The 23,655-nt window shown below is 39.5% G+C and carries 25 protein-coding genes; 13 read left to right on the top strand and 12 right to left on the bottom strand.

The genetic code is table 11. From position 1 onward, the window contains the following. Positions 1-113: 113 nt before the first annotated feature. Positions 114-665, bottom strand: coding sequence for a chalcone isomerase family protein (locus tag CXF93_RS20600; RefSeq protein WP_101064383.1), 552 nt, complete (start codon positions 663-665; stop codon positions 114-116). Positions 666-862: 197 nt separating this feature from the next. Further along, on the bottom strand, positions 863-2,278 hold the full coding sequence (locus CXF93_RS20595; RefSeq protein ID WP_101064382.1) for a sodium:alanine symporter family protein: 1,416 nt from the start codon (positions 2,276-2,278) through the stop codon (positions 863-865). Between the two features lie 317 nt (positions 2,279-2,595). On the opposite strand from CXF93_RS20595, the gene CXF93_RS20590 reads away from it, so the two are divergent. Then, positions 2,596-2,763 (top strand): DUF3545 family protein, encoded by a 168-nt coding sequence (locus CXF93_RS20590; RefSeq protein ID WP_101064381.1) that lies wholly within the window; start codon positions 2,596-2,598, stop codon positions 2,761-2,763. 108 nt (positions 2,764-2,871) lie between these two features. Here CXF93_RS20590 and CXF93_RS20585 read toward each other — a convergent pair whose 3' ends face one another. Continuing rightward, positions 2,872-3,453 carry a hemerythrin domain-containing protein gene (locus CXF93_RS20585; RefSeq protein ID WP_101064380.1) on the bottom strand — a complete coding sequence of 194 codons (582 nt, stop codon included), beginning with the start codon at positions 3,451-3,453 and terminating at the stop codon, positions 2,872-2,874. A 94-nt stretch (positions 3,454-3,547) separates the two neighbouring features. Next, positions 3,548-4,228, bottom strand: a complete 681-nt coding sequence (ung, locus tag CXF93_RS20580; protein WP_101064379.1) for a uracil-DNA glycosylase — start codon at positions 4,226-4,228, stop codon at positions 3,548-3,550. A gap of 121 nt (positions 4,229-4,349) precedes the next feature. On the opposite strand from ung, the gene nfo reads away from it, so the two are divergent. Together nfo and CXF93_RS20570 are read left to right on the top strand one after the other, a co-directional pair. Further along, positions 4,350-5,201 carry a deoxyribonuclease IV gene (gene nfo / locus CXF93_RS20575; RefSeq protein WP_101064378.1) on the top strand — a complete coding sequence of 284 codons (852 nt, stop codon included), beginning with the start codon at positions 4,350-4,352 and terminating at the stop codon, positions 5,199-5,201. A gap of 113 nt (positions 5,202-5,314) precedes the next feature. Further along, a complete protein-coding gene (locus CXF93_RS20570; protein WP_101064377.1) occupies positions 5,315-6,058 on the top strand; it encodes a methylenetetrahydrofolate reductase in 744 nt (247 codons plus the stop codon). A 56-nt stretch (positions 6,059-6,114) separates the two neighbouring features. Here CXF93_RS20570 and CXF93_RS20565 read toward each other — a convergent pair whose 3' ends face one another. Next, entirely contained in the window at positions 6,115-6,573 is a 459-nt protein-coding gene (locus CXF93_RS20565) for a phasin family protein (protein ID WP_101064376.1), read from the bottom strand. A 172-nt stretch (positions 6,574-6,745) separates the two neighbouring features. Continuing rightward, positions 6,746-7,420, bottom strand: coding sequence for an alpha/beta hydrolase (locus CXF93_RS20560; protein WP_101064375.1), 675 nt, complete (start codon positions 7,418-7,420; stop codon positions 6,746-6,748). Between the two features lie 136 nt (positions 7,421-7,556). Here CXF93_RS20560 and CXF93_RS20555 point away from each other — a divergent pair, with 136 nt between their 5' ends. Further along, positions 7,557-8,000, top strand: coding sequence for a DUF3010 family protein (locus tag CXF93_RS20555; protein WP_232784276.1), 444 nt, complete (start codon positions 7,557-7,559; stop codon positions 7,998-8,000). A 117-nt stretch (positions 8,001-8,117) separates the two neighbouring features. On the opposite strand, the gene CXF93_RS20550 is transcribed toward CXF93_RS20555, so the two are convergent. The 4 genes from CXF93_RS20550 to trpR form a co-directional block, all read right to left on the bottom strand. Further along, entirely contained in the window at positions 8,118-8,561 is a 444-nt protein-coding gene (locus CXF93_RS20550; protein WP_232784275.1) for a thioesterase family protein, read from the bottom strand. A 36-nt stretch (positions 8,562-8,597) separates the two neighbouring features. Beyond that, positions 8,598-9,485: an endonuclease/exonuclease/phosphatase family protein gene (locus CXF93_RS20545; RefSeq protein WP_101064373.1), complete on the bottom strand. Its 888-nt coding sequence runs from the start codon at positions 9,483-9,485 to the stop codon at positions 8,598-8,600. Between the two features lie 168 nt (positions 9,486-9,653). After that, entirely contained in the window at positions 9,654-10,895 is a 1,242-nt protein-coding gene (locus tag CXF93_RS20540; protein ID WP_101064372.1) for an aromatic amino acid transport family protein, read from the bottom strand. A 4-nt stretch (positions 10,896-10,899) separates the two neighbouring features. Continuing rightward, the gene (gene trpR, locus CXF93_RS20535; RefSeq protein ID WP_101064371.1) at positions 10,900-11,163 is read right to left on the bottom strand and encodes a trp operon repressor; all 264 of its coding nucleotides are present in this window, start codon (positions 11,161-11,163) and stop codon (positions 10,900-10,902) included. 151 nt (positions 11,164-11,314) lie between these two features. Between trpR and CXF93_RS20530 the strand changes: the two genes are divergently transcribed. After that, positions 11,315-12,073, top strand: a complete 759-nt coding sequence (locus CXF93_RS20530; protein ID WP_101064370.1) for a helix-turn-helix transcriptional regulator — start codon at positions 11,315-11,317, stop codon at positions 12,071-12,073. A 99-nt stretch (positions 12,074-12,172) separates the two neighbouring features. Here CXF93_RS20530 and CXF93_RS20525 read toward each other — a convergent pair whose 3' ends face one another. Next, entirely contained in the window at positions 12,173-13,489 is a 1,317-nt protein-coding gene (locus tag CXF93_RS20525; protein WP_101064369.1) for an OmpP1/FadL family transporter, read from the bottom strand. 417 nt (positions 13,490-13,906) lie between these two features. Here CXF93_RS20525 and CXF93_RS20520 point away from each other — a divergent pair, with 417 nt between their 5' ends. The 6 genes from CXF93_RS20520 to CXF93_RS20495 all read left to right on the top strand — a co-directional run bounded on the left by CXF93_RS20520 (position 13,907) and on the right by CXF93_RS20495 (position 19,688). Continuing rightward, positions 13,907-14,437 (top strand): NUDIX hydrolase, encoded by a 531-nt coding sequence (locus CXF93_RS20520; protein WP_101064368.1) that lies wholly within the window; start codon positions 13,907-13,909, stop codon positions 14,435-14,437. Positions 14,438-14,564: 127 nt separating this feature from the next. Then, positions 14,565-16,064 (top strand): FMN-binding glutamate synthase family protein, encoded by a 1,500-nt coding sequence (locus CXF93_RS20515; RefSeq protein ID WP_101064367.1) that lies wholly within the window; start codon positions 14,565-14,567, stop codon positions 16,062-16,064. Positions 16,065-16,227: 163 nt separating this feature from the next. Continuing rightward, entirely contained in the window at positions 16,228-16,731 is a 504-nt protein-coding gene (locus tag CXF93_RS20510) for a hypothetical protein (RefSeq protein WP_101064366.1), read from the top strand. 61 nt (positions 16,732-16,792) lie between these two features. Continuing rightward, positions 16,793-17,227: an Rrf2 family transcriptional regulator gene (locus CXF93_RS20505; protein WP_101064365.1), complete on the top strand. Its 435-nt coding sequence runs from the start codon at positions 16,793-16,795 to the stop codon at positions 17,225-17,227. A 233-nt stretch (positions 17,228-17,460) separates the two neighbouring features. Next, positions 17,461-17,943, top strand: a complete 483-nt coding sequence (locus CXF93_RS20500; protein ID WP_101064364.1) for an SRPBCC family protein — start codon at positions 17,461-17,463, stop codon at positions 17,941-17,943. A 359-nt stretch (positions 17,944-18,302) separates the two neighbouring features. After that, positions 18,303-19,688, top strand: coding sequence for a sodium-dependent transporter (locus tag CXF93_RS20495; protein WP_101064363.1), 1,386 nt, complete (start codon positions 18,303-18,305; stop codon positions 19,686-19,688). Between the two features lie 94 nt (positions 19,689-19,782). Here CXF93_RS20495 and CXF93_RS20490 read toward each other — a convergent pair whose 3' ends face one another. Next, positions 19,783-20,973, bottom strand: coding sequence for a hypothetical protein (locus tag CXF93_RS20490; RefSeq protein ID WP_101064362.1), 1,191 nt, complete (start codon positions 20,971-20,973; stop codon positions 19,783-19,785). Positions 20,974-21,197: 224 nt separating this feature from the next. Here CXF93_RS20490 and CXF93_RS20485 point away from each other — a divergent pair, with 224 nt between their 5' ends. Together CXF93_RS20485 and CXF93_RS20480 are read left to right on the top strand one after the other, a co-directional pair. After that, positions 21,198-21,827, top strand: a complete 630-nt coding sequence (locus CXF93_RS20485) for a LysE family translocator (RefSeq protein WP_101064361.1) — start codon at positions 21,198-21,200, stop codon at positions 21,825-21,827. 130 nt (positions 21,828-21,957) lie between these two features. Further along, positions 21,958-23,391 carry an FAD-dependent oxidoreductase gene (locus tag CXF93_RS20480; protein ID WP_101064360.1) on the top strand — a complete coding sequence of 478 codons (1,434 nt, stop codon included), beginning with the start codon at positions 21,958-21,960 and terminating at the stop codon, positions 23,389-23,391. Positions 23,392-23,655 lie beyond the last annotated feature (264 nt).

The following is a 23,655-nucleotide window of genomic DNA, read 5'->3' as shown; positions in this document are numbered from 1 at the left end:
TCAGGCATAAAAATGGCTTACGCTAAGATTTCATTCTTAACCGTAAGCCATTTTTATTATTACTTGGTAATATTCAATTACAGCGTAAACTGCAACCTAAACTTCTGAGAACATTACAGCCCAAGCATATCCTCTTTCAAGTCATCATCAGCTGGCTCATCACCCAACCAAATAGACAGTACCGCTTGACGAAATACATCGTTATTAATCGTCGATAACTTTTCATTATTTTTATACGTTACCAAACCTGTGCCTGGTGTACTCACTAGCGTAAATTGGTCGCCTTTGGCAATTTCAGCACTAAACACGCCAATAAATTCAGCGATTTCAGCTGCGATAGGAGCTGTATTACCTGCTGTAGCCCCGTCAAAACCTTCGTTGATCGCCGTTACCATTTTCTCAGAGGTAATAAGACCTGAAATGATATTAAGACGAATTGCGCTTACAGCTTGGCTGGTTATTACATCTTTATCCGCTGCTTGTGTAAATAGCGAACCAACATACAGATCAATGAAGAATTTACTACGAACACCGGCCCCTTGATAATTAAGTGATGTGCCTTCAACAGATACATTATCTGGTACTGAAACGCCAGACACTTCCTGTGCAGCATTAACAGAGAAACTTAATAGCATTGCAGAAGCGAGAGTTGCTAATTTATTCATGACTTGATCCTATATGAGTCGGTATGAAAGTTAATTTAACCACAAAGAAGGTAGAGCTAAAACTCTAACTCCTAGGATTAAACAAATTTAATACAATTTCATTACCGCGCAATTAATACCTAATAAAAAAGCCACTCATTACTAAAATGAGTGGCTTTTTCTAATTTTAAAACACTAATTTAAAAAGCAATTTAATGCTATTTTTTCAGTTTAGCATTCCAAATTTCACTGTTAATTATTTTATCTATTTCAGGGTATTCTGAACTATCAAATGTCGGCGTCTTGCCTGCATCTAATTGCTTGTTGTAATCTTTAGCGATAATGATAACAAATTTAGATAACATCAAGATGGCAATGATATTGACCAGCGCCATGAGGCCCATTGAGGCATCAGCCATATTCCAAATCAGATCTGATTTAGCAACCGCACCAAACATCACCATCCCTAATACCGCAACACGGAAGATCCAAACCATTACTTTTGAATCACGGTTCAAGAATAAGATACTGGTTTCTGCATACGAGTAGTTTGCTACAATTGACGTAAATGCGAAGAATAGAATAGCAATAGCAACAAAGGTACTACCCCAATCACCGACATGAGATGACAATGCATGTTGGGTTAATTCGATACCACCAATCCCTGATGTATCACCAAGATCAGACAGTAGAATAATAGATGCTGTCGCTGTACAGATAACGATAGTATCAATGAACACACCTAACATCTGCACATAACCTTGTGATGCAGGGTGATTAGGGAATGGAGCCGCACTTGCCGCAGCATTTGGCGCGCTACCCATACCCGCTTCATTCGAGAACAAACCACGTTTAATACCTTGCATCATAGCAACACCAAGTGCGCCACCAGCAGCTTCATCTAAGCCGAATGCAGATTTAATGATTAATTCAAATACCGCAGGTAATTCTGAAATGTTCATTGCCACAACAACAAAAGCAATGAGGATATAAGCCAACGCCATGAATGGCACCACGATCTCAGCGAATGCACCAATCACACGTAGACCACCAAAAATAATAACACTAGTGAATACCACTAAGACGATACCCACGATGGTTTTATCAAAACCAAACGCATTATTCATTGAGTTAGCAATCGCATCTGACTGCACTGCATTAAATACTAAACCAAATGCCACGATTAAGCAGATTGAGAATACAACGCCCATCCAACGACGGCCTAAGCCTTTTTCCATGTAGTAAGCGGGGCCACCACGGAAATTGCCATCAACATCTTTGGTTTTAAATAATTGCGCTAATGAACTCTCGGCAAAACTGGTTGCCATACCTATAACAGCAATTAACCACATCCAGAATACTGCACCTGGACCACCAGCAGTAATTGCGACGGCAACACCAGCAAGGTTACCCGTACCAACACGCGCTGCTAGACTTGTGCATAGCGCTTGAAATGATGAAACACCTTCATTGCTGCTCTTACGGCTACCAGCAAGAACAGAGAACATATGAGTAAAGTGGCGGAACTGGATAAAACCTAATTTAATGGTAAAATACAAACCTGTGCCGATAAGTAGATAAATCAGTACAGAGCCCCACAACAAGCCATTTATAAAGTCGATAACTTCCGTCATATTTTCCCTTCCAAACTCTTATTAAAATCTATAGATAGTAGTAAAAATAACACCACCAGCTAAACATGGCGCGGAATATAACACAAAAAACCAATAAATTGTTAAGAAACAGGCGTTAAAATTATTGAAGTCGCAATCGCTATCCTAATGAGATATATACACGTCAAATTTCAAGCGAATTTTGGATAAACAATTTATGCCTTTTTCATTCTAGGTCTTTTTCCGTGATCTGGCACTCAAATCCATAGCTAAATATGACAACAGACATGAAAAAAATGCTATAGAGAGAGGGTAACTATCATTACAAAGGTGATCCCATGGAAGGAATAAATCAAGTGTCGATAGAAAATACAAAAAAAGAAACAAAATCAGTGTCAAAACGTAAATGGCGTGAGATTGAAGCTATTAAAGATAAGCTTAATTTAGAAAAGGAAATGGACGGTTATAACGATCCTTTAAGTTACTACTCTGATCTTATCGCTTAATAAAAAAAGCCGCATCATATGCGGCTTTTTGCTTCTGTTTTTATGTAGCTCGTTTAATGTTAGCTATTGAATAAGATCTTTAGCACCACAACAACGGCCATTCAGTAATTATATCAAACAAAGCTCTTCTTCTGCTTCGTGCATAAATCCAGCGTTAACAATCCGCTGCTTCAGCCGATCATAAGCCTCATTATATGTCGCGAATGTTTTCACATCTTGCACATCGCCATTTTTCCACAAATGTTCAATATGACACCAGTCATCTGGCGTGAATTTCTCTGCCATTAACGGCATGACAACATTGTTTTCATATTGAATATGACTGCGTTGCTTATCAACAAAACCTCTTAATTGTACCGCTAGCTCGTCAAATGGCATCACAGAATCAAGTTGGATCATATTTAAAACACTTGAAAGTTCACGACTCAGGAAGTTTAAACTTTGATGCTCCGATGCTAAACGATTGGGCATATCAGCATCTTCGACATAATGCTCGAGGTAATAAGAATAAATTAGATCTTCTTTCGGGTGATGGTAACGGTCAATATAATTACGTAAATAATGAACAATATCGTCCATCAATTTAAAATTAACACCCTGCTGTTCAGATTCGAGTTCTGCTAGCTGCTCAGTTAGTACATTTAACAATTGCTCTACTTGTTCATGATCTTTGGTAATGAGAGATAACATATAAACTCCAATTTGAAATTATCTCCTCCCACTTTATACCTACATAGTATTAGTTACTTTGATCGAGTTCACTATTTACCTATAAAGATGTAATTTAGACCAGCGTCTCAACTGCGCTAACTTGCCAATTGATCGGCGTTTGTTGACGAGCTTGCAAGCGGTTATTAATAGCAGAAAAATGCTGGCTACCGAAGAAACCACGACTGGCTGACAATGGTGATGGGTGCACGCCCTCTAAAACATGATGGCGACTGCGATCAATATGGCGGCCCTTTTTCTTGGCATGATTACCCCATAGGACAAAAATGATCTCTTCATCTTGCTGGTTTAACTGCTCAACCACATGGTCAGTGAACGTCTCCCAACCCGATTTTGCATGTGAATGTGCTTGCGCTTGCTCGACGGTTAGCACGGTATTTAACATTAAAATACCTTGTTGCGCCCATTCGATTAAATAACCGTGGTCAGGTGTGGCAAAGCCGTCGATATCGGTTGTCAGTTCTTTATACATATTACGCAGTGAAGGCGGGATCTTAATACCTGGTAATACCGAAAAACACAAACCGTGGGCTTGATCTGGTCCGTGATAAGGGTCTTGCCCTAAAATTACCACTTTGACATCTTTTAACGGCGTTAATGAAAATGCTTGAAATACATCGTCTTGTTTAGGATAAACCACTTTTCCAGCCGCTCTTTCTGCTGCGATAAAGTTATCTAGCGCTAAGTAGTACGGTTGCTGTTGCTCATGCAACAAAAATTCTGCCCAAGTTTTCATTCATAATTCCCAAAGATTAGCATTGCCAAAAAACTAATTTTATCGTAAAAAGTCTCCTTTAAAACTGTTTTGTCACGAAATTGACTAAAAATGATGAATACCCAAAACAATGGAGCAAAAAATGACTAAATTTATTGGCGCGCACGTATCCGCAGCCGGTGGCGTGTGGAATGCCCCTAAAAACGCGCACGATTTAGGGGCTACTGCATTTGCTCTATTTACCAAAAACCAACGCCGCTGGGATGCAAAAGCACTGAGCCCGGATGATATCCGTAAGTTTAAAGCCAATTGTAAACGCTACAATTTTACTCCGGCACAGATTTTACCTCACGATTCTTATTTGATTAACCTCGGCCATCCCGAAGCAGAAGCCTTAGAGAAATCACGTAATGCTTTTTATGATGAAATGCACCGTTGCGAACAGCTAGGTTTAACTTTGCTTAACTTCCACCCAGGTAGCCACTTAAAAAAGATATCGGAATCAGAAAGTTTAAAACGCGTAGCCGAATCAATTAACTTAGCACTGGAAAAATCAACATCAGTAAAAGCTGTGATCGAAAACACCGCAGGTCAAGGGACTAATTTAGGTTACCGTTTTGAGCATCTAGCCGAGATCATTGAGCAAGTCGAAGATAAAAGCCGTGTTGGTGTGTGTATTGATACTTGCCACACCTTTGTTGCTGGATATGACTTACGTACTTTTGCTGCTTGTGAGCAAACCTTTAATGATTTTGAACGTATTGTCGGCTTTGAATACCTTGCAGGTATGCACATTAATGACAGTAAAGTTGAGCTAGGCACAAAAGTTGATCGCCATCACAGCTTAGGCCAAGGATTTATTGGTGAAGAAGCCTTCAAATTTATCATGCAGGATGAGCGCTTTAATGGTATACCTATGGTATTGGAAACAATAGATGATACTATTTGGGCCGCTGAAATTGCTTGGTTACAGCAGTTAGCAGCAAATAAATAAGACATAGTTATACAAACTATATCAATGATTGAAAAAGCCCAAACACGCGGAGCCGAGTTTGGGTATTAAAAGGATTATCAACCAGGACTGTTGATAACAAAAAGGGATGTAATTTGAAATACTCAATAGAGCTTGTACCCCGTTCATGGGAAACCTTAAATACTGAAGTCGAAGAAGTTAGCCAGTTTGGTCAAATAAATACGCTGAACATTCCAGACTTATTGCGCTTTGATGTCCGTAGCTGGGATGCTTGCGATCGCTTACAAGACAAGTTTGATGAAGTTATTCCCCACCTACGCGCAATCGATTTTGATCTACGAAACGGCTTTCCATTAACGGATTTTTTCCGTCACAGTAAGATCAATTCTGTACTTGTCGTCGAAGGCGACCCACCACAGGATATCTCACATCGCACTTACCGTAATACTTCATGTGAACTCATTCGTATTATCAAAAAAGAACTGCCATATATGAAGGTTTACGCGGCGATCGATCAATATCGAACCAGCATGCGTAAAGAGCTCGATTATATTCACGATAAAATTGATGCTGGTGTTGATGGTTTTTTCACCCAACCATTTTTTGATTTGAAATTTCTCGATGTATACATGGATATGCTGCAAGGTACGGAAGTATTTTGGGGGATGAGTCCAATTCATAGCGAAACCAGTCAATCATATTGGGAAAACAAAAATGATGTGGTTTTTCCAAGTGATTTCGAACCAACCAAAGAATGGAACATTAAGTTTGGCCGCGCCATGATCAAAAAAGTGCAAGCCAGAGACGATAATGTCTACTTTATGCCAATCAGAGCTAATGCATGTGAATATCTAGGCAAATTGCTCGCCGAAGATTAATCGTATTACCGCGTAAATTTAACGGCATAAACCACTTCAGACACCCTCGAAGTGGTTTATTTTTTATCTGCTAGTTCTGCCAGTAAAGCATCGAGTTTATCGTTCAACTGCTTCATTTTATCACTTTCAACGCCAGTTAATCTTGCATAAGTTCGCTGAATCAATTTTTCTAAACCATGCAAGGATATATGCTCCCCTGTGGTACGTAATTTAAAAGCACTATCGACTTTCTCTCCTTGACTCAACAGTTCTTCAAAATACATTGACGATTTTTCACCAGCCGTATTGAGCTCATCAATACTATGGCTATATGCCCCCAATCCGGCCAACCAAACCTGTCTGACAAAGTTCATTTTAGTCGCCAGCGTGACTTCAACATTTTCGCTATCTTGATTAGATTGACTCTCTTGAAGAAATTCAATATCTGGATTATGAATGTCATTAATCGCAACAAAATTATCAATTAACACATTATTATTAACATCACTTAAGTTACGGTTTTTATTCTGATGCATAGCTCAATCTTATCAATAATACTAGGAACTTTAAGCATAGATGCAATCGTCATAAATGAGATCACAACGACCTTAAAAATCTCTGTCATTGTGATCCTGATAACAAAAAAATTGTGGCGTAAACTACCTAGTTCAATTCAATCTCGGTAGTTTAAAACTCGCGGAGTGAACGCTAGCTTGCACTATTAATCGATAAAAACTGCTGTATATGTTGTGATATATCATTTATCTGCTGCGCAGTAACCGTATGCTCTGCAACGTAACTATGATACTGCGGCTGATAACCTAAGGTTTGTAAATATTTCATCGCATCCAATCCCAGCGACTCAGCAACAACCGGATCCGCGCTTCCATGATAAATATGAACCGGTAGCGCGAGATTATGCTGATGCGGTTTAATGGTTTTAGCCGTTGCGAAATAACTCGACATGACCATCAGTCCAGCGAGTGGTTTGGTAAAGGTTAATGCACTTTGATAAGCCACTGCACCACCTTGAGAAAAACCAGCAACAATGATCCGATCACTATCAATTCCTCGGTCAATTTCACGCTGGATCAAATTTTGTACCTGTTCAACACTCGCCATCAAACCAGGCATATCAATTTGACGCTCTAACGTCATCGCCAGAATGTCATACCAGGCTGGCATTTTGTAACCATTATTAATCGTTACTTTGATTTCTGGTGCATGTGGGAAAACATAACGCACTTGATGTTCGCTAGATAATGCGATCATCGGTACCACACCAGAAAAATCATGGCCGTTAGCACCCAGTCCGTGTAACCAAATAACACTCGCGTTTGCAGCTTGTTTAGGTTCAATTTCAACACAAGGTAAATATGTCATTATGTTTCCTTACAATTAAGTCGTTTTAAGAGGATATGCTATCGTATAAATTCACAACGAAACAACGATAACCATGTTAACTGACAACAAAGTGGTTATAATAGCGAAGTTATCTTTATCTATGGTGAGTTATTTAATGAGAATTTGTAGTGTTGAACTAGCAGGCAATGAAGTAAATCTATGTTTCCTATCTTTAAAAGAAGGAATCTTCGAACTTATTGAATGTCGTAAAAGAAAAATTACCTTAGCAAGTTCAACTGAAGCGTATCAAATGCGTCAGTTTCATAAAGAATTTGCCCAGTTAATGACAGATTATAAAATTGAAAATGTTGTGATCAAAGAGCGTCTAACAAAAGGCAAGTTTAGTGGTAGCTCAACAAGCTTTAAAGCTGAAGCGGCGATCCAACTTGTAACTAGCGTTGAAGTGAACATGGTTTCACAAACGTTCTACAAGCAACTATTACAAGATCACCCGATCTTTGTTGATTTTGCTGAAACGGGTCTGAAAAAATTCCAACAGAATGCATTCACACTTGGTTGCCTATTCTTAAATGAAAACGCAGCGAAAAACAGCCTTTAATTACAACAGCGTTGTAAAAACATAAGACTGTGAGCAGACTAAAGTTATTTAGTCTGCTTTTTTTTGCCTTACTTTTACTTATTTTGACTTACTTTAGCTAAGTACAGTAAAGCTCAGTTAAGCAGTAAATAAGTCTGGCTGTAGCACCTTAATCTTATCAACAATATCTACAGGTACCGGCATTTTCTTATGCGCGCGGTAATCTACAAATACAATAACACCTTCCCCTTCAGCAACCACACGTTGTAAGGTATTACTCCACACCGCATATTTCATGATTAGCTTATGCGCAGCAAATTCTGACACAGTCGCACCAATTTGAATGGTATCAGGTGACTTTAACGGCGCTTTAAAACGGCAATTCGTTGCAGCTAAAATAGGACCAATACCGTGTTCTTGCATATACGCCATTGCTTGTATTTTCTCAAAATAGCCAATACGCGCTTGCTCAAAGTAACGGAAATACACAGTATTATTAACGTGACCAAACGCATCCATGTCACCCCAACGCACAATATCGTCGACAATAATTGGGTACTGCTGTTTAAATTTATCCATCATGTTGATTCCCTCTATCTACGCAAATTACTCAAGATGCTAAAATAGCGGACCAAAGCGCGCTACAATTGGATTATGATCTGATGCATCGGTCTCATAAGACGATGCACTTAGCTGTTGCATGCCTCTATAGTAAATATCATCAAGCGGATTACCAAATGCTGTTCTACGTACGTCTTGTTGATAGACTGACTTTTGTAATTCGACACTGGTTGTCATCGTATGCAATTGCTCTAAGCGCTTATTGGTCCAAGTATTAAAATCACCAGCCATGATCACCGGGCCATCATGCTGACGGATCACCGCAATAACCCCTTCTAGCTGTTGATTAAACTCATCGACACCTAAGGTGAAATTAATCATGTGCATGTTGGCGACAAGCAGCGGTTCGTCACTGCCAGCCCAAGGGTAGTAACTAATCAATGTCGATTTAGGGAAACGTAACCAAGGCTCTGTGATTGCTTGCTTACAAACAGAGATAGGCGCAACACGACTTGCCGTTAATACACCCATTGATTGATTATAAACGCTAAATGCTTCGACTTGGGTCCAGCTCAATTGATGTTGTTGCATCAGTTGTGCTAACAAAAAGCTTAACTTTGCTTCTTGCAAGACAATCAAATCAGTATCTTCAATTAACTTCGTCAACTCACGACGCCAGTTGTCATCTTCTTGCTTATAAATATTCCAATCGGTAATGCTAAATTCAGCGGGTAACGTATCACTTGTCACGGTCATATTGTCTATAAATACCGGACATGTCGCGATCGTATCAGTAACAAAACCAGCTTGTTCGCTATTTTCAGATGTCGCGCCAGCAACTTTCCATGAAGAATGTAATTTGGGAATGTCGGCAATATCAAAACAGCCCGACAGGGAGAAAACCAGCGTAGAAATAGCAGCAATGCGAGAAAAGGAATAATTCATGTTAGAGTCACGTAATCAAAATATGCTTTATTATACGTAATAAAATAGGATTAACTCAAAGCTAATCGGGATAATAAACATTATTATCTAAATTTAAGCCGATTAATTAGCGAGTTCGCCGTTAATGAACACTCACTAACGGCAATACACTAACGACCTAACTTTAAATTAAGCTAATAGGCCCATCATAGAAAGAACCTGGAAACTAACAACACACACGGCAAATACCAGTACTGTAGCCATACGAGCGTAACCACCTGGAACAAGGAAGTCAGTGCTTGGTAAATGTTTACGCGCCTGAAATGCTAACGCAACAGGGGTAAACAAAGCAAATACCGCAGCAGCAAAGCCAGCATAACCAATCGCATAGATAAAGCCATTAGGAAATAATACCCCACCAATCATCGGCGGCACAAACGTCACTAATGCTGTTTTGCTACGACCCGATAAAGTGTCGTCAAGTTTAAGCAGGTCGGTTAAGAAATCAAACAAACCTAACGCCACACCCAAGAATGATGTCGCGACGGCAAAGTTAGCAAACAGCTGCAATGTCACCGCCAGTGTCGCACCTGAGCCAGCAGACTCTAATGCCGACACTAACGCGCCCATATTACCGCCTTGTGCAATAACACTGGCAAAGCCGTCACGGCCAATCACAGTAAAGCTTGCTAACAACCAGATCAAATAGATAGTAAGCGCTAGCAAGCTACCGTAACGGATTGAATTAACCACTTTCGAGCTGTCTTTATTATAATATTTTACCAAGCTTGGGATATTAGAATGAAAACCAAAGCACACCATTAATGACGGGATCGCAGCCCAGCTATAAGGCAGACGTTCAGTCATTTCAGCAAACGGCTGTAATAACGAAAAGTCAGCACCGCTCAGTAAGCTGTAAATCGCAATACTGAAGGTGATCACCATGCCACCCAGCATTGCTGACGTGAAACGATCAACCGCTTTGGTACTAAAGCTCACGATCAGGCCTAATAACACCGCAAATACAAAACTGGCAACAGACTGATCGATCTCAATACCCAGACCAGACTCCAAGCTATGCCCCAACATTGAGCCGCCACCGGAAATATAGGCATAAACCAAGATATAACTCACGAACAACACAGACAAACCATTCAGCATGCGTAATGATGTTGGTAATAATGCTTTGGTCATCGAATCAAAATTAACGCCATGCTTAAATTTTTGGTTCGCCTCAAGTAAGTACAATGCAGAGCTGTACATGCAATACCAAGATACACATAAGAACAATACCGCCCAACCAAACCACATGTTTGAGGTTAATACTGGTAGAGAAAACATCCCCGCACCGATACTGGTACCCGTAATAATAAATATACCACCGAGTGAAGATGGTTGTGCTTCCTGATTTGCTGTCATAACTTCCGACATAGTCCTACTTCCCAATTAATAATGTTTGTAATAATTTTTTTTCTTTATCACTCATGGATTTCAAATTATTTGAACCACGAGTGATCGTGGCAATACTAATGCCGTGTGTTTTAGCTATTTCACGTTGTGACTTTTCAGCCAGTAACAGTTCTTTATAAACCAGAGTTCGCGCATTAACAGCGTTTAATTCTTCTGCTGAAAGCAACAAGGGAAGGATTAGAGATATATCATCTTCATTAGCGATCTTTCGGAATAACTCATTAATCATAATTAATAAAACCTTGCCATCAAGCTGTAATGGCGTAATAGTACAGCATTACACTCTGGCACATCAAGTTTAATTCTATTATCTTAATAATTAGTGTTATATTGTATAATCAATAATATAACCACTAACGCTTTAGTACCAAGGACAATAAATGTTTAAAAAAGAATGTTTTGGCACTAAGTTACGTCAGACTCGCAAAGATCATAAACTGTCTCAGTTTGACTTCGTATCACAGTTAGCTAATTCACATAAAGAGTTTACTGGTCTCTCACAGACCACATTATCCCTCTGGGAAAATGGCAAACGTGAACCTTCTTTTTTACGCCGTATCGCTATCGCTCGTTTTTTTGCTGAAGGCTATGAAATGAGTGAACAAGAAAAGAAATCAGTCAGTAAAACCAAAGCCACTGAAGTTGGCGCTAGACCGTCTTTCTATCCTGTTAGCATTACTGATATTGTTGTTATTGATTATACTCGCCTATCTGAGAAACAAGCTGATGTGGTAAGCAAAGGTCACGAGCACTTTTATAATGAACCGTTAGTAGAAACAATGACCGCGTTTCCAGAATCACATTATTCAGTCAGTTTACTGATGAATGAGAATGCTATTGTCGGCCACTACATTTCTAACAATGCTGGTTTGATCGTATCTTTCTGTTTTCTTGACAACAGTGTGGCCGCTAGAATGGTATTGGATTTGGATGGTAAATTTTCATCTGTTATCTTGCCAACGCGCACGCCTGCAATCGCGTCATTTTTTCAAGACCTACACTTTGAACCGTATCCAACTAAATCACGCGTTAAGTTTTATAAGGGCAGCTTAAAAGACCTTTACCAAAACCCGTTCTTTAAAGATTTACTGAATAACAACGCGGATTTAGTGCGTTTTAGTAAAGCGCAGAAAGGTTAATTTAATCACCTCGATTACAAATAAAAATACGCCATAACAAAAAGGTCCAGCTAATTCATTAGCTGGACCTTTTTGTATCTATCTGGTTATTAACTCAGATTAGAATACCATGTTCATTTGTGCAGATACGATAATAGCTGTCGCTGTTGAAGTGAACTCTTCATTTTTAGGTCCTACACTATCTTCAGTGAAAGTAACTTCTTCACCCAAAATATAAGCAGCGCCTAAATCAAAACTCATAGTTCCGCTTACCGCGTAGCTCATGCCAGCAGAAATCTGATGACGAGCAGTATCAGGCATGACTACAACAGCTTCACCCGCTTGTTGATCATATGCGTAACCCATACGTAATGTAATTGACTCAGATACGTATGCTGTTGTACCTACTGCGTAACGTATACTATCCGAGTAATGCAAAGGCTTTTCAAAACAAGTACCTTTCTCAAACATAGCACCATCACAATCAGCACTTGTCGCCGTCAAATCTTCTAATGAACTCCACTGCGTCCACATGGCACTATAATGAACAGCAAATGTATCTGTTAATTTATGGTAGCCAGCTAGCTCTGCCATTGCAGGTAACGTTATATCAACAGTACCTTCCGCCGTTCCAGTTGTAGTGCCAGGATCAAAGCCAATACCACTACCAGTAAATTCACCTTCAAAACCCATATCAACAGCAGAACGGTAAGTTAATGCTAAGCGGTTATTATCATTAATCGTAAATAATGTGCCAACATTCCAACCGTGACCAATAGCATTACCTTTCATGTCAAAAGCACCAGTAACAGAGCTACCTGTGTCTCTAGCCATTTCAGCTTGGCCAACAACTAAGTCATAACCAGCACCAACACTTAATAAATCATTTACTTTATATGCTAGATTAAAGCTACTATTAACCGTAATAATACTTGTAGTGCCGCCAATATCGCCTAGATCGAAATCATTACTCAATTCAGTCCCCGTTCCGTAGTTAGAGAACATAGCAAAACCAACAGCTACTTTATCATTGATAGGCATGATAGCGGCAAAACTTGGTACGAATTGGTCTGGCGCATAATCATTTTCACTACCATTACTTGTAACACAAGTTTCTACGGTTTTTTTATCGCCCCGTGGGCCTTCAAGTTTCGTAGTACAAGTGTCATAGCTATAATCTGTATTAACATCAGGGGCAATGAACGCAAGTTGACTTGATACCGTAATTTTATCAAACATCGTCATTGCAGCTGGGTTTTTCGTCAATACTAATGCAGTATCAGCGATTGCGCCTTCACCTGCGTTAGCACGGCCAAGGCCAGTTGCTGAATGTTCGCCAACTTGGAAACCAGCAGCAAGTACAGAGCTAGATGCAGTAGCCAATGCCAGCGCGATTGCTGAACTAAGGTATGAAGTCACTTTCAAATTGCTTTTCATTACATAAATCCTGTTGTTATTATTTGGGTATGCCGAGGATGTTAATGTATTGTGACAGGTCGTAATATGTCGTTTAGAAACAATTTTAGCCAAACGATATATTTACCCACAAAGTGGGTGTTTTAGTTGAAATTAACGTATTTTAGCGACATTTTCGCGACCAAAAGCATAGAGTTAAAACTCTAATTGTTGGTTTTAATATTTAAGAAAAGTCCAACTAATTACTATATCGGTAAGCATAAATTTACATATTGCAGTGACAATGTATGAATGTGTTACTATAGCGGCCTGTTTGAAATCCAGTTCGACAATTACTGGCTTATAAGCTTAGTTGTCTACGCGAAAAAAAACCGCCAATTACAATTACCACGACGTAAATGAAGTCATCAAATTAAATAACGACAAGAGCCATTCATCATGATCAATCAAATGTCCGTCCTTCGTTCTACTATTCATCCAGACGTCACAGCCCCTAAAAGCACTGAGCAACGGATAGCTGCACGTGGCATCATTACCCAAGGTGAAGAGATCTTACTGATCTTCACCGCCCGCTATCATGATTACAGCTTACCCGGTGGCGGCATGCATGAAGGTGAAGACATTGTTACCGCGTTAATTCGTGAAGTAGAAGAAGAAACTGGCGCTGAAAACATTCATAACGTCGTCCCTTACGGTTGTTATGAAGAAATGCGTCCTTGGTGTAAAGGTGACTTTGACAGTATTCAAATGCTTTCCTACTGCTTTACTTGCGATGCCAACAAACAGCTAGGTTCGCCAAGATTAGAAGAAAATGAAATTAAGAATGGCGTAAGCGCAATGTGGATCAATATCCATGAAGCGATTGCACATAATCTTGAAGTGATAGAGAGCTACCCAAAAGCGGGTCTATCCATTGAACGCGAAACCTATCTATTACAGAAAATAGCGAAAGAGCTTGTCACCGCATAATCGCTGAGCGTCATAATCATTTACCCTAATAGAATGACCACAAACATGTTATTAAATTGTTATTAGTTATGCAGTAACCTTCATTGTATTCTTAACTTAAGGATACAATTCAATAAGGGTATGACCTATGCAGCCAGAATTTAAATCGCAAATTGATATGCTACTGTACGGCCTCGATATTATGACAGGCCTATTCATCTTAGTACTCGGAGTTGGGATCATCAGTATTATCTACATGTATATAGTAGATAAGATACAAACCAAACAAGCGATCAGACATAACTACCCCGTCATCGGTCGATTTCGATATTTATTTGAAAAACAAGGTGAGTTCTTTCGCCAATACTTCTTTGCCCAAGATCGTGAAGAAATGCCTTTTAATCGAGCTGAACGATCTTGGGTATACCGCGCAGCAAAAAATGTCGATAGAACCGTCGCGTTTGGCTCCACCCGTAATCTTGACCAAGTCGGCACGATCATGTTCATGAACTGCGCCTTTCCAACGTTAACTGAAGATGCTATCCCGCCGCAAGCAATTACCATAGGTGCTAATTGCCCACAGCCCTACTCAATAAGCTCACTATTCAATATTTCAGGCATGAGTTACGGCGCAATTTCAAAACCCGCGGTATTGGCATTATCGCATGGCGCCAAAGCAGCTGGTTGCTGGTTAAATACCGGTGAAGGCGGTTTATCCGCTCATCACCTTGCTGGCGGCGCAGATCTGGTTTATCAAATAGGCACAGCAAAATATGGTGTCCGCGATGACAATGGCCAATTAAGTGATGAAAAACTAAAATCCCTTGCAGCAATAGAACAAATTAAGATGTTCGAAATAAAACTCAGCCAAGGTGCCAAACCAGGTAAAGGCGGGATCTTACCCGGCAAAAAGGTTACAGCTGAAATAGCCAAGATCCGCGGCATTCCCGTCGGTGAAGACTCGATTAGCCCAAATGCACACCCAGAAATAAAAAATGTCAGTGATATTCTTGATATGGTCGAGCGTATTCGCCAAGTGACAGGCAAACCGGTCGGCTTTAAGTTTGTGCTTGGTCACTGCCAATGGCTGGATGATTTACTCACCGAGATTAATCAACGCGGCGTAAGCTCAGCACCCGACTTTATGACATTAGACAGTGCAGACGGCGGTACAGGCGCGGCCCCCCAACCCTTGATGGATTATGTCGGCTTACCATTAAAAGAAAGCTTACCTTTATTAGTGGACATGCTGGAAAAACACCATTTACGCGAGCATGTTAAAGTCATCGCCTCAGGAAAATTAATTACTCCATCGAAAGTGGCTTGGGCATTAGCAGTCGGTGCTGACTGTATTGTTTCAGCACGAGGTAACATGTTCGCATTAGGTTGTATTCAGGCTTTGCAATGTAATAAAAATACCTGCCCTACTGGCATTACAACGCACAACCCAAAACTACAGCAAGGACTCAATGTCGCAGACAAAGCGCAACGAGTTGCAAACTATAATAAATATATTCATTATGGGGTGGGGTTAATTGCGCATTCTTGCGGTGTCAATGAACCACGAAAACTACGTCGCGATCATGTGCGTATCGTCACTGAAAATGGTCTTTCTATCGCACTTGATAAACTTTACCCGATAGAATAAATAAGCCTTCTAGCTGAGCTTAGGTTTTTGTTTTTAATACTTTTTAACTAATTTTAAATCTAAGCTAAAATAACTTGATCTCTTGGTTAATATTTCTAATAGTTCAGCGTATAACTGTATCCCTAGCAACCGATTTTAACGATCGTCAGGAAAGGGAATCAAAATGAAATTATTAGTCAAACAAGACGTGGGAGATATCCATAAAGATCACTTAAAGATCCTAGATAATGTTATTACTTTCTTACAGAATAATATTAACGATCTTGAGTTCCTTCCTTTCAATCTAAGTGAAGTACAGGATGATTACAGACAAGCTTTTCAACGCCAAACTGGGATCATATTCACTCCCGCTAACTATCGCCATTATCGCTTACGGTTATTATCGGTAGTTGATGCTCTGCTTTATATTCATACATCCTCCAATGATAGTGATGCCTATGAACTTTCTTACAATTTAAGTTCAATCCACCCTAAGCCGGTATTTTTTGCCGTATGGCGTGGTGCTCCAATCAAAAGTCCACTGCTAAAAGAACTCGATCAAGATTATCCCGTTACCTATTGTCAGTTCAGTCACCCTAGAGAACTACTCGAAGGTTTTAAACTGTTTTTACAAAAATACGGTAAAGAAGTACTAAATAATCAAGTTGAAAAAGAGTCGGTATCCTAGCTAATTTCTAGCTCTCTCTGCGCATAATTAATTAACGATAACTCTGCTAATGGTGATAAAAGTGAAGATAACAACTTATACAGATTTTGGTATACGCACATTAATGTATTTATCCACGCTACCAAAAGGACAACGTTCAAGTTCTGCAGAAGTGGCCGATGTCTATCAAGCATCACGAAATCATATTGCAAAAGTGATTGCGCATCTTTCTTCGTTAGACTACATCAAATCATCTCGAGGAAAAAATGGCGGGATATGGTTAGCAAAATCAGCATCAGAAATTAACGTAGGACAACTAGTTCGAGCGTTAGAAAACAATTTAAAAGGGTTTGATGATAATACTGCAGACAGCGACTTAGTGCCGACTTATCAGTTAAAGAATCTATTACAGACAGGTATAGAAGCTTTTCTTAAAACACTCGACCAATACACGCTTGCTGATTTACTTGATGAACAGCGTGAATTTGAATCTTTATGCAATATGAAACAAGCCTAATCATCATGGCATACATGGGTTAGCTATAATATATATTATAACCACCTAAATTTGCCCACGCACTCTTTCAGCTTATTGTATTATAAGAAAAAAAACGTTATACACGCCCTCAATTTCAACGTCTGATTCTTGACAACCCTCACGATGTGGTGCAATGTAGCGAAATAAAATACCACTTCTAGGATATATTTCTTAGAAAGTAAACACTATTATTAATAAAAGGGAAATTTGAAATGGCTTTCGACGTAAAAATACAACTTAATAAAAAATTCTCAGTACCTGCAGATATCGATACCGTTTATAACCTTTTAGCTGACGTACCAGCATCGACAAATCACTTCCCAGATCTAGATAACTTGATCAAAGAAGCAGCAAATACTTACCGCTGGGAAATGAAGAAAATCGGTCTAGGTCCAATTCAATTACAAACAATTTACGCATGTGAATATACTTGTGATTCAGTAACAAAGTCGATTGTTTGGGAACCGCGTGATACTACAAATAATAGTGCAAAAGTATCTGGCAAATGGATCATAACAGAAACAACAGCAGGCTGTGATGTTAACTTATTAACAGATGCTCTCATTACAATTCCACTACCTAGCCTTGCTGGAATTGGTTTGAAACCTGTCGTTAAAATTGAATTTGAAACATTAACAAATACCTATATCAAGAATTTATCTAAAGCACTTTCAACTGTAACAGCGACAGCTTAATTACGTTTTAATAAAATACATTATATTTAATAAACCTGAATTAGGACGCTAATTCAGGTTTATTAAATTATCCACTCAAGTTAACACCCGCCTTAGAATAAAAAACAATCAAATAACAGCCCTTCTATGCAAAAATAGTAAAAAACTGCAATATACAGCGCATACTCAAAATATAAGCATTTAGCTCTGAACTGAGTCGCCCAACTGAAACCTTTAACCAGCTGAAGACTGAATGTAAGTATTAAGTAAATAAATAACAGCCTTTTTAGAGTTATCCTCTAATTAAAGAGCTTATATCGGTGTTTTTAATATGTTATTAGTATGTACATAACTATATGTACACAACCCAGGATGGGAAAATGACAACAAGCACAACAATTGACAACCGCTGGTCTAGCGAATTTAAATATGTACTTGCAGCAGCGGGCGCAGCTGTAGGTTTAGGTAACCTTTGGAAGTTCCCTTACATTATGGGCGAAAATGGTGGTGGTGCATTCGTACTAGTTTACCTATTCTGCATTCTACTTATCGGTATCCCTGTGATGATGGCAGAGGTAATGATTGGTAAACGCGCACGTACTTCACCAGCAAATGCATCAGCAACCATTGCCAAGGAATCAGGCGGTTCAAGTATTTGGTCTCTACTCGGTGCATCAGGCGTTATCGCTGGTTCACTTATCCTAAGCTTCTATATCGTTATTGCCGGTTGGGCCGCAGCCTACATCTTCTTTGGCATCAGCGGTGACTTCCTTGCCACTGTCGGATCTGAGATATCACATAAAGATGAGATTGGTGCGTTATTCACTGGTTTAATCACAGATACAACGCAATTAATCATCTGGGCTTCAATTACTATCATTGCAGCAATGTTAGTATTGATTCGTGGTGTTAATGCTGGCTTAGAAAAAGCAGTAACCTACTTAATGCCGTTACTGTTTATACTATTAACGATCATCATGGTTTATGCAGCAGCGACAGGTAACTTTGGTCAAGCAGCACAATTCATGTTCTCACCAGATTTCTCTAAACTGTCATTTGACGGTGTATTGACTGCATTAGGTCACGCCTTCTTCACGCTAAGTTTATCATCAGGTATCATGATGGTTTACGGCGCATATATGCCAGAAGGTACATCAATCGCGAAAACATCTATCTGGATCGCGATCATGGATACAGCGGTAGCACTTATCGCAGGTATGGCTATCTTCCCAATCGTATTTGCTAACGGCATGGAACCTTCTGCAGGTCCTGGTTTACTATTCGTGTCACTACCTATCGCGTTCGGTCAAATGCCTCTAGGTTCACTGTTTGGTACGCTATTCTTCATCATGGTGACATTCGCTGCATTCACATCAGTGATCGCACTACTTGAATCACCAGTAGCATACTTAAACGAACGTCTTGGTTTAACTCGAGCTAAAGCAACTATCGTCGCAGGTTGTAGCATATGGGCTCTGTCACTACTAACTGTATTCTCACTAAGTGGTGCACCTTGGGCTCAAGATGTAGTTATGGGTCTAAACTTCTTCGATGCATTGGATAAACTAACTGCCAACATCATGCTACCACTTGCAGGTCTATTTACTGCGGTACTAGTAGGTTGGGTTGTTAACGAGAATATCACGCGTGAAGAGTTTGCTTTGCCAGAACTTGCTTATAAAGCGGTTATCTTCTGCTTACGTTACTTATCACCAGTAGCGATTGCAATTGTATTCTTGCAAGCTGTAGGCCTAATTAGCCTTTAATAACTAAAACACAAAGACTAAAAAGGCTTCGTTATGAAGCCTTTTTTTATTTCTACTATTATTTCAATCTTAGTTAATGAAATTGTATTTCAGATTAACCAAAAATAGCACGAATCAACTGCATCACTTCTGTCGCACTCTTACCTTTCTCAACTTCAACAATCATTGAGTCTCGCTTACTTTGTAGATAAGAAGGTAAATCAGCTTCAGCCAATAAACGGTCTACCGCTTCTGTTGCGCTTTCTTTAGTTCGTTTTTGACGTACAGCACCCGTTGCACGCGTACGACCACCTGTTGAGCTACGAACAGCCACAGGCTTATTTTTCAATTTTAGATAATTTGATTTATTAGCGAAATCTTTATCAACAAAAAAGAACAGATCAAATAACACAACACGGTTATTCCACAGTTCAAGCTCGGTTGCATCTTCAGGTTGTGCTGATTTAAACCAAGGTTGGCGATGAAGTCCTTCAATCACATCTACCCAGTAACGAGAAAAGTCTGTTGCTTTTAACTTAACTAAGCCAAGACCTTGGCATAACGCATCCACTTTTGTAGCAGTAAGTACCATAAAGACATCAGGTCGACGCATTGCTAATAAACGCGTAGCAGCAAACAGGCCTGCCTTCGCTTTATCTAATGTAGAGAAAGCGGCTATATAGCGTTTCACAAACTCTTTATAATCGGCTTCGCTTACATCGCCTTCTGCTGGTATTGCAGATAATGCGTCATCAAGTAGCGATGGAGTATGTTGTAATAATTCGTGAAAACCTTTTGCACCACGTGTGCTACCGAATAGTTCAACATCAAAGTCAAACTTTGCAGGTTCATGTGCAGACAAATGCTTACCTGCAAACGCGAGGCGTTCTACGTCAGACATATCTGCTAACGTGCTTAGACGTAATGTACTGATATAGTTTAATAAGCGCAGACGCTCTGGTAATGCTTGGCGCTCAGCTTGATCGAGTATGAAGTTTTTCAAAAAAGGCCAAGGTGTTATACGTGATGTTTTAACCTGACGGCAAGTAATTGATGCTTCTAATAACTGCAGTAATTTTTGTAACGGTTTTTCATGTTTTGCATCAAGCAAATCCATATTGATACCGTAACGCACATAATTGTATAACTCATTACACCAACCAAGAAAATCTTCAGGTCGGTTAGTGACTTTAACAGCCATTAAATTCAAGCTGATTTCAGTCACATAATCTACGATTTGATCATACTGTGCTGTTTCAACATCAGAGAGTCGCATTTCTTGCGGAGAAGTAATAAATTTTATCATTAAGGCGTCATTCCAGTCTAAATACTAAATACAATTGCAGAAGTAATAAGTATAGGCTTAAGGATAATTTTTTAAACCTATACTTGGATAAAATTAAAAATGAATAGTGTGATTAAATTAACAAAGTAAAAAATGGCTAATTTATATTCATTCGACAATAGAATACAGAAAACTAATTGAATAGTGATATTATCAAACCTCATCCCTATAACTAAGTTTGCCTAATGTCCGCCATCGATTTACAACTTTTAGCACTGTTTATCCCTACTTTTTTCTTCGTTTCAATTACACCAGGTATGTGTATGACGTTATCGATGACATTAGGTATGACTATTGGTGTAAAGCGTAGCTTGCACATGATGTGGGGGGAATTATTAGGGGTCGGTTTGGTTGCTATTTTAGCCGTTATTGGCGTAGCTACTGTGATGCTGAAATACCCGAGTGCATTCTCAGCACTTAAATATCTAGGTGGTAGTTATCTTATTTATCTTGGAATCCAAATGTGGCGTTCAAAAGGTAAATTAGCTATCTCAGATAGCGCTAGTGTTGAAGACAAGATGAAGCCGATGCAATTGGCCAGTCAAGGTTTTGTAACAGCGATTGCGAATCCAAAAGGTTGGGTATTTATGATTTCACTATTACCGCCTTTCATTAATCCATCACAGGCATTGACTCCGCAACTATCAGTGCTAGTTGCCATTATTCTGATTACCGAATTTAGCTGCTTATTAATGTATGCCAGTGGTGGACAAACATTACGCCTGTTTTTACAAAAAAGTAATAATGTACGCTTACTCAATAAAATTGCAGGTTCACTAATGGTGTTTGTTGGGATCTGGTTAGCAACCGGATAAAGTTCGTGCGAATACCTGAAAAACATCGGTATTTAGTTAGTATAAATGCACTTTAACTAAAAATAAGTTTCATTCCCGTATAAATAATTGGCATAATAAATAATCTAATTATTTATACGTTGCGAAGAGAATGCTCAAGAACATACCTTCAACTCTAAAATCAAAACGCATTGCAGTTATCGGCGGTGGTATCGCAGGTAGCACCATCGCACTGCGTTTGGCAGGGTTAGACATTAATGTCACTTTATTTGAAGAAGGTGTTAGCTTAGTCAATGGACCACCGGTATGCCATTTGCATGCTGGCGGTAACCTTTACCCAGACATCTCTGATGACCAATGCCTGACGTTATTAGAACAATCAATCGCAACAATGAAAATCTATCCGCATTGTATCAATAAGCGTCCAACTGTTATTGCTATCCCTCAGCGTGATGCCGGTAATATCAAAACATTGTTACCCAGACTTGAGTTACTCACCCAACGTTACAAATCGCTTATTCAAACAGATCAAAGCAATAAAGTACTCGGTGAAGCAGACGATTATTATCAGATGTTTAGCCGTGATGATCTCGAGTTATTAAAAAATGCATCACAGCCTTCAGAGATATCTCAATTCTCTGATTGGATGATCCCGCTTGCTAAGACTCTTGATCTTGATTCCGTTAAATTCCCCTTGTTAATGGTGCAAGAATACGGCTTGAGTTTATTTCGTATCGCAGCGAGCACAGAGCTTAGCCTAAACGCGTCAACATCTTGTAACTTGCTGATAAATACTAAAGTGACTAACGTCACTTACACTGCTAATAACACTTGGTTAATCACACATTCTGAAAATGGTAATCAAGCGACAACCGAAGTTGATTATTTGATTAATGCCTGTGGTTATAGAACTGGTGTTATTGATGACATGGCAGATACCCCAAAAGAACGTATGGTTGAATTTAAAGCCGCTTATATTACTCACTGGCAGCAAAGCGAGCGTTGGCCAGAAGTCGTCTTTCATGGGGAACGCGGAACACCAGAGGGCATGGCGCAATTAACGCCATATCCTGATGGTTATTTCCAGTTACATGGCATGACAGAAGAAATTACGTTATTTAAAAATGGACTAGCCAAGACAACAGATGACAGTGCCCAACCTAAATTGGATAAAAGCTTTATTAACAAGCTAATTCAAGGTTGGGATGAGCAAGAGTCTGATAGCCGAACTCAAAAAGCCATTAACCACATCAGTCATTTCATCCCTAGTTTTGATAATGCAATTATTGCAGGAAGACCTTTATTTGGTGCACAACAAATACCCGGTAAAGACGTCTCTCTACGCGCATATGACGTATCTTTTGAAGGACTGCAATATGCCAGAGCTGAAATAGTTAAAGCCTCGTCAGCACTCACAGTGGCTGATCAAATCATTCATAAGCTTTTTGACTATTCATATGCACAGCTAAGTGATTCAAATAAGCCTAACACCAGTTTCATGACGCTCTCTGAAAGCGATATAGATAAGCGGGCATGCAGCATAGCTCAAGATAGAAACTACCCGACATCACTCGCTAAAATCTAATCGTTAATAAAGCCAAGGATGGCTGCTTACCACTCTGCACAATCTGTTTTTGTATCTCTGAATTTCAGGCACAAAAAAAGCCTGAATCTATCGATTCAGGCTTTCGTTGTTTGTTGGCGGAGTGGACGAGACTCGAACTCGCGAAGCCTTCGGCAGCGTGACAGGCCGCCTTTATTGTAAATAGTCTAACCAACTGAACTACCACTCTGCACAATCTGTATTTCTTGTATCCTTGAATTTCAGGCATAAAAAAACCTGAATCAT

Source organism: Moritella sp. Urea-trap-13 (assembly GCF_002836355.1).
Classification (GTDB): domain Bacteria; phylum Pseudomonadota; class Gammaproteobacteria; order Enterobacterales; family Moritellaceae; genus Moritella.
Note: the sequence above shows the minus strand (reverse complement) of the source record. Positions and strands in the feature narration are given on the sequence as shown.

What these genes read in the sequence shown, in the direction of transcription:
- CXF93_RS20595 (WP_101064382.1), bottom strand. Translation starts at nt 2,278, where the DNA reads ATGACGGAAGTTATCGACTTTATAAATGGCTTGTTGTGGGGCTCTGTA.
- CXF93_RS20515 (WP_101064367.1), top strand. Translation starts at nt 14,565, where the DNA reads ATGCAGCCAGAATTTAAATCGCAAATTGATATGCTACTGTACGGCCTC.
- CXF93_RS20545 (WP_101064373.1), bottom strand. Translation starts at nt 9,485, where the DNA reads ATGAATTATTCCTTTTCTCGCATTGCTGCTATTTCTACGCTGGTTTTC.
- CXF93_RS20585 (WP_101064380.1), bottom strand. Translation starts at nt 3,453, where the DNA reads ATGTTATCTCTCATTACCAAAGATCATGAACAAGTAGAGCAATTGTTA.
- CXF93_RS20520 (WP_101064368.1), top strand. Translation starts at nt 13,907, where the DNA reads ATGATCAATCAAATGTCCGTCCTTCGTTCTACTATTCATCCAGACGTC.
- CXF93_RS20490 (WP_101064362.1), bottom strand. Translation starts at nt 20,973, where the DNA reads ATGATAAAATTTATTACTTCTCCGCAAGAAATGCGACTCTCTGATGTT.
- CXF93_RS20555 (WP_232784276.1), top strand. Translation starts at nt 7,557, where the DNA reads ATGAGAATTTGTAGTGTTGAACTAGCAGGCAATGAAGTAAATCTATGT.
- CXF93_RS20495 (WP_101064363.1), top strand. Translation starts at nt 18,303, where the DNA reads ATGACAACAAGCACAACAATTGACAACCGCTGGTCTAGCGAATTTAAA.
- CXF93_RS20550 (WP_232784275.1), bottom strand. Translation starts at nt 8,561, where the DNA reads ATGATGGATAAATTTAAACAGCAGTACCCAATTATTGTCGACGATATT.
- CXF93_RS20525 (WP_101064369.1), bottom strand. Translation starts at nt 13,489, where the DNA reads ATGAAAAGCAATTTGAAAGTGACTTCATACCTTAGTTCAGCAATCGCG.
- CXF93_RS20480 (WP_101064360.1), top strand. Translation starts at nt 21,958, where the DNA reads ATGCTCAAGAACATACCTTCAACTCTAAAATCAAAACGCATTGCAGTT.
- CXF93_RS20530 (WP_101064370.1), top strand. Translation starts at nt 11,315, where the DNA reads ATGTTTAAAAAAGAATGTTTTGGCACTAAGTTACGTCAGACTCGCAAA.
- ung (WP_101064379.1), bottom strand. Translation starts at nt 4,228, where the DNA reads ATGAAAACTTGGGCAGAATTTTTGTTGCATGAGCAACAGCAACCGTAC.
- CXF93_RS20565 (WP_101064376.1), bottom strand. Translation starts at nt 6,573, where the DNA reads ATGCATCAGAATAAAAACCGTAACTTAAGTGATGTTAATAATAATGTG.
- CXF93_RS20485 (WP_101064361.1), top strand. Translation starts at nt 21,198, where the DNA reads ATGTCCGCCATCGATTTACAACTTTTAGCACTGTTTATCCCTACTTTT.
- CXF93_RS20560 (WP_101064375.1), bottom strand. Translation starts at nt 7,420, where the DNA reads ATGACATATTTACCTTGTGTTGAAATTGAACCTAAACAAGCTGCAAAC.
- CXF93_RS20510 (WP_101064366.1), top strand. Translation starts at nt 16,228, where the DNA reads ATGAAATTATTAGTCAAACAAGACGTGGGAGATATCCATAAAGATCAC.
- CXF93_RS20500 (WP_101064364.1), top strand. Translation starts at nt 17,461, where the DNA reads ATGGCTTTCGACGTAAAAATACAACTTAATAAAAAATTCTCAGTACCT.
- trpR (WP_101064371.1), bottom strand. Translation starts at nt 11,163, where the DNA reads ATGATTAATGAGTTATTCCGAAAGATCGCTAATGAAGATGATATATCT.
- CXF93_RS20540 (WP_101064372.1), bottom strand. Translation starts at nt 10,895, where the DNA reads ATGTCGGAAGTTATGACAGCAAATCAGGAAGCACAACCATCTTCACTC.
- CXF93_RS20600 (WP_101064383.1), bottom strand. Translation starts at nt 665, where the DNA reads ATGAATAAATTAGCAACTCTCGCTTCTGCAATGCTATTAAGTTTCTCT.
- CXF93_RS20590 (WP_101064381.1), top strand. Translation starts at nt 2,596, where the DNA reads ATGGAAGGAATAAATCAAGTGTCGATAGAAAATACAAAAAAAGAAACA.
- nfo (WP_101064378.1), top strand. Translation starts at nt 4,350, where the DNA reads ATGACTAAATTTATTGGCGCGCACGTATCCGCAGCCGGTGGCGTGTGG.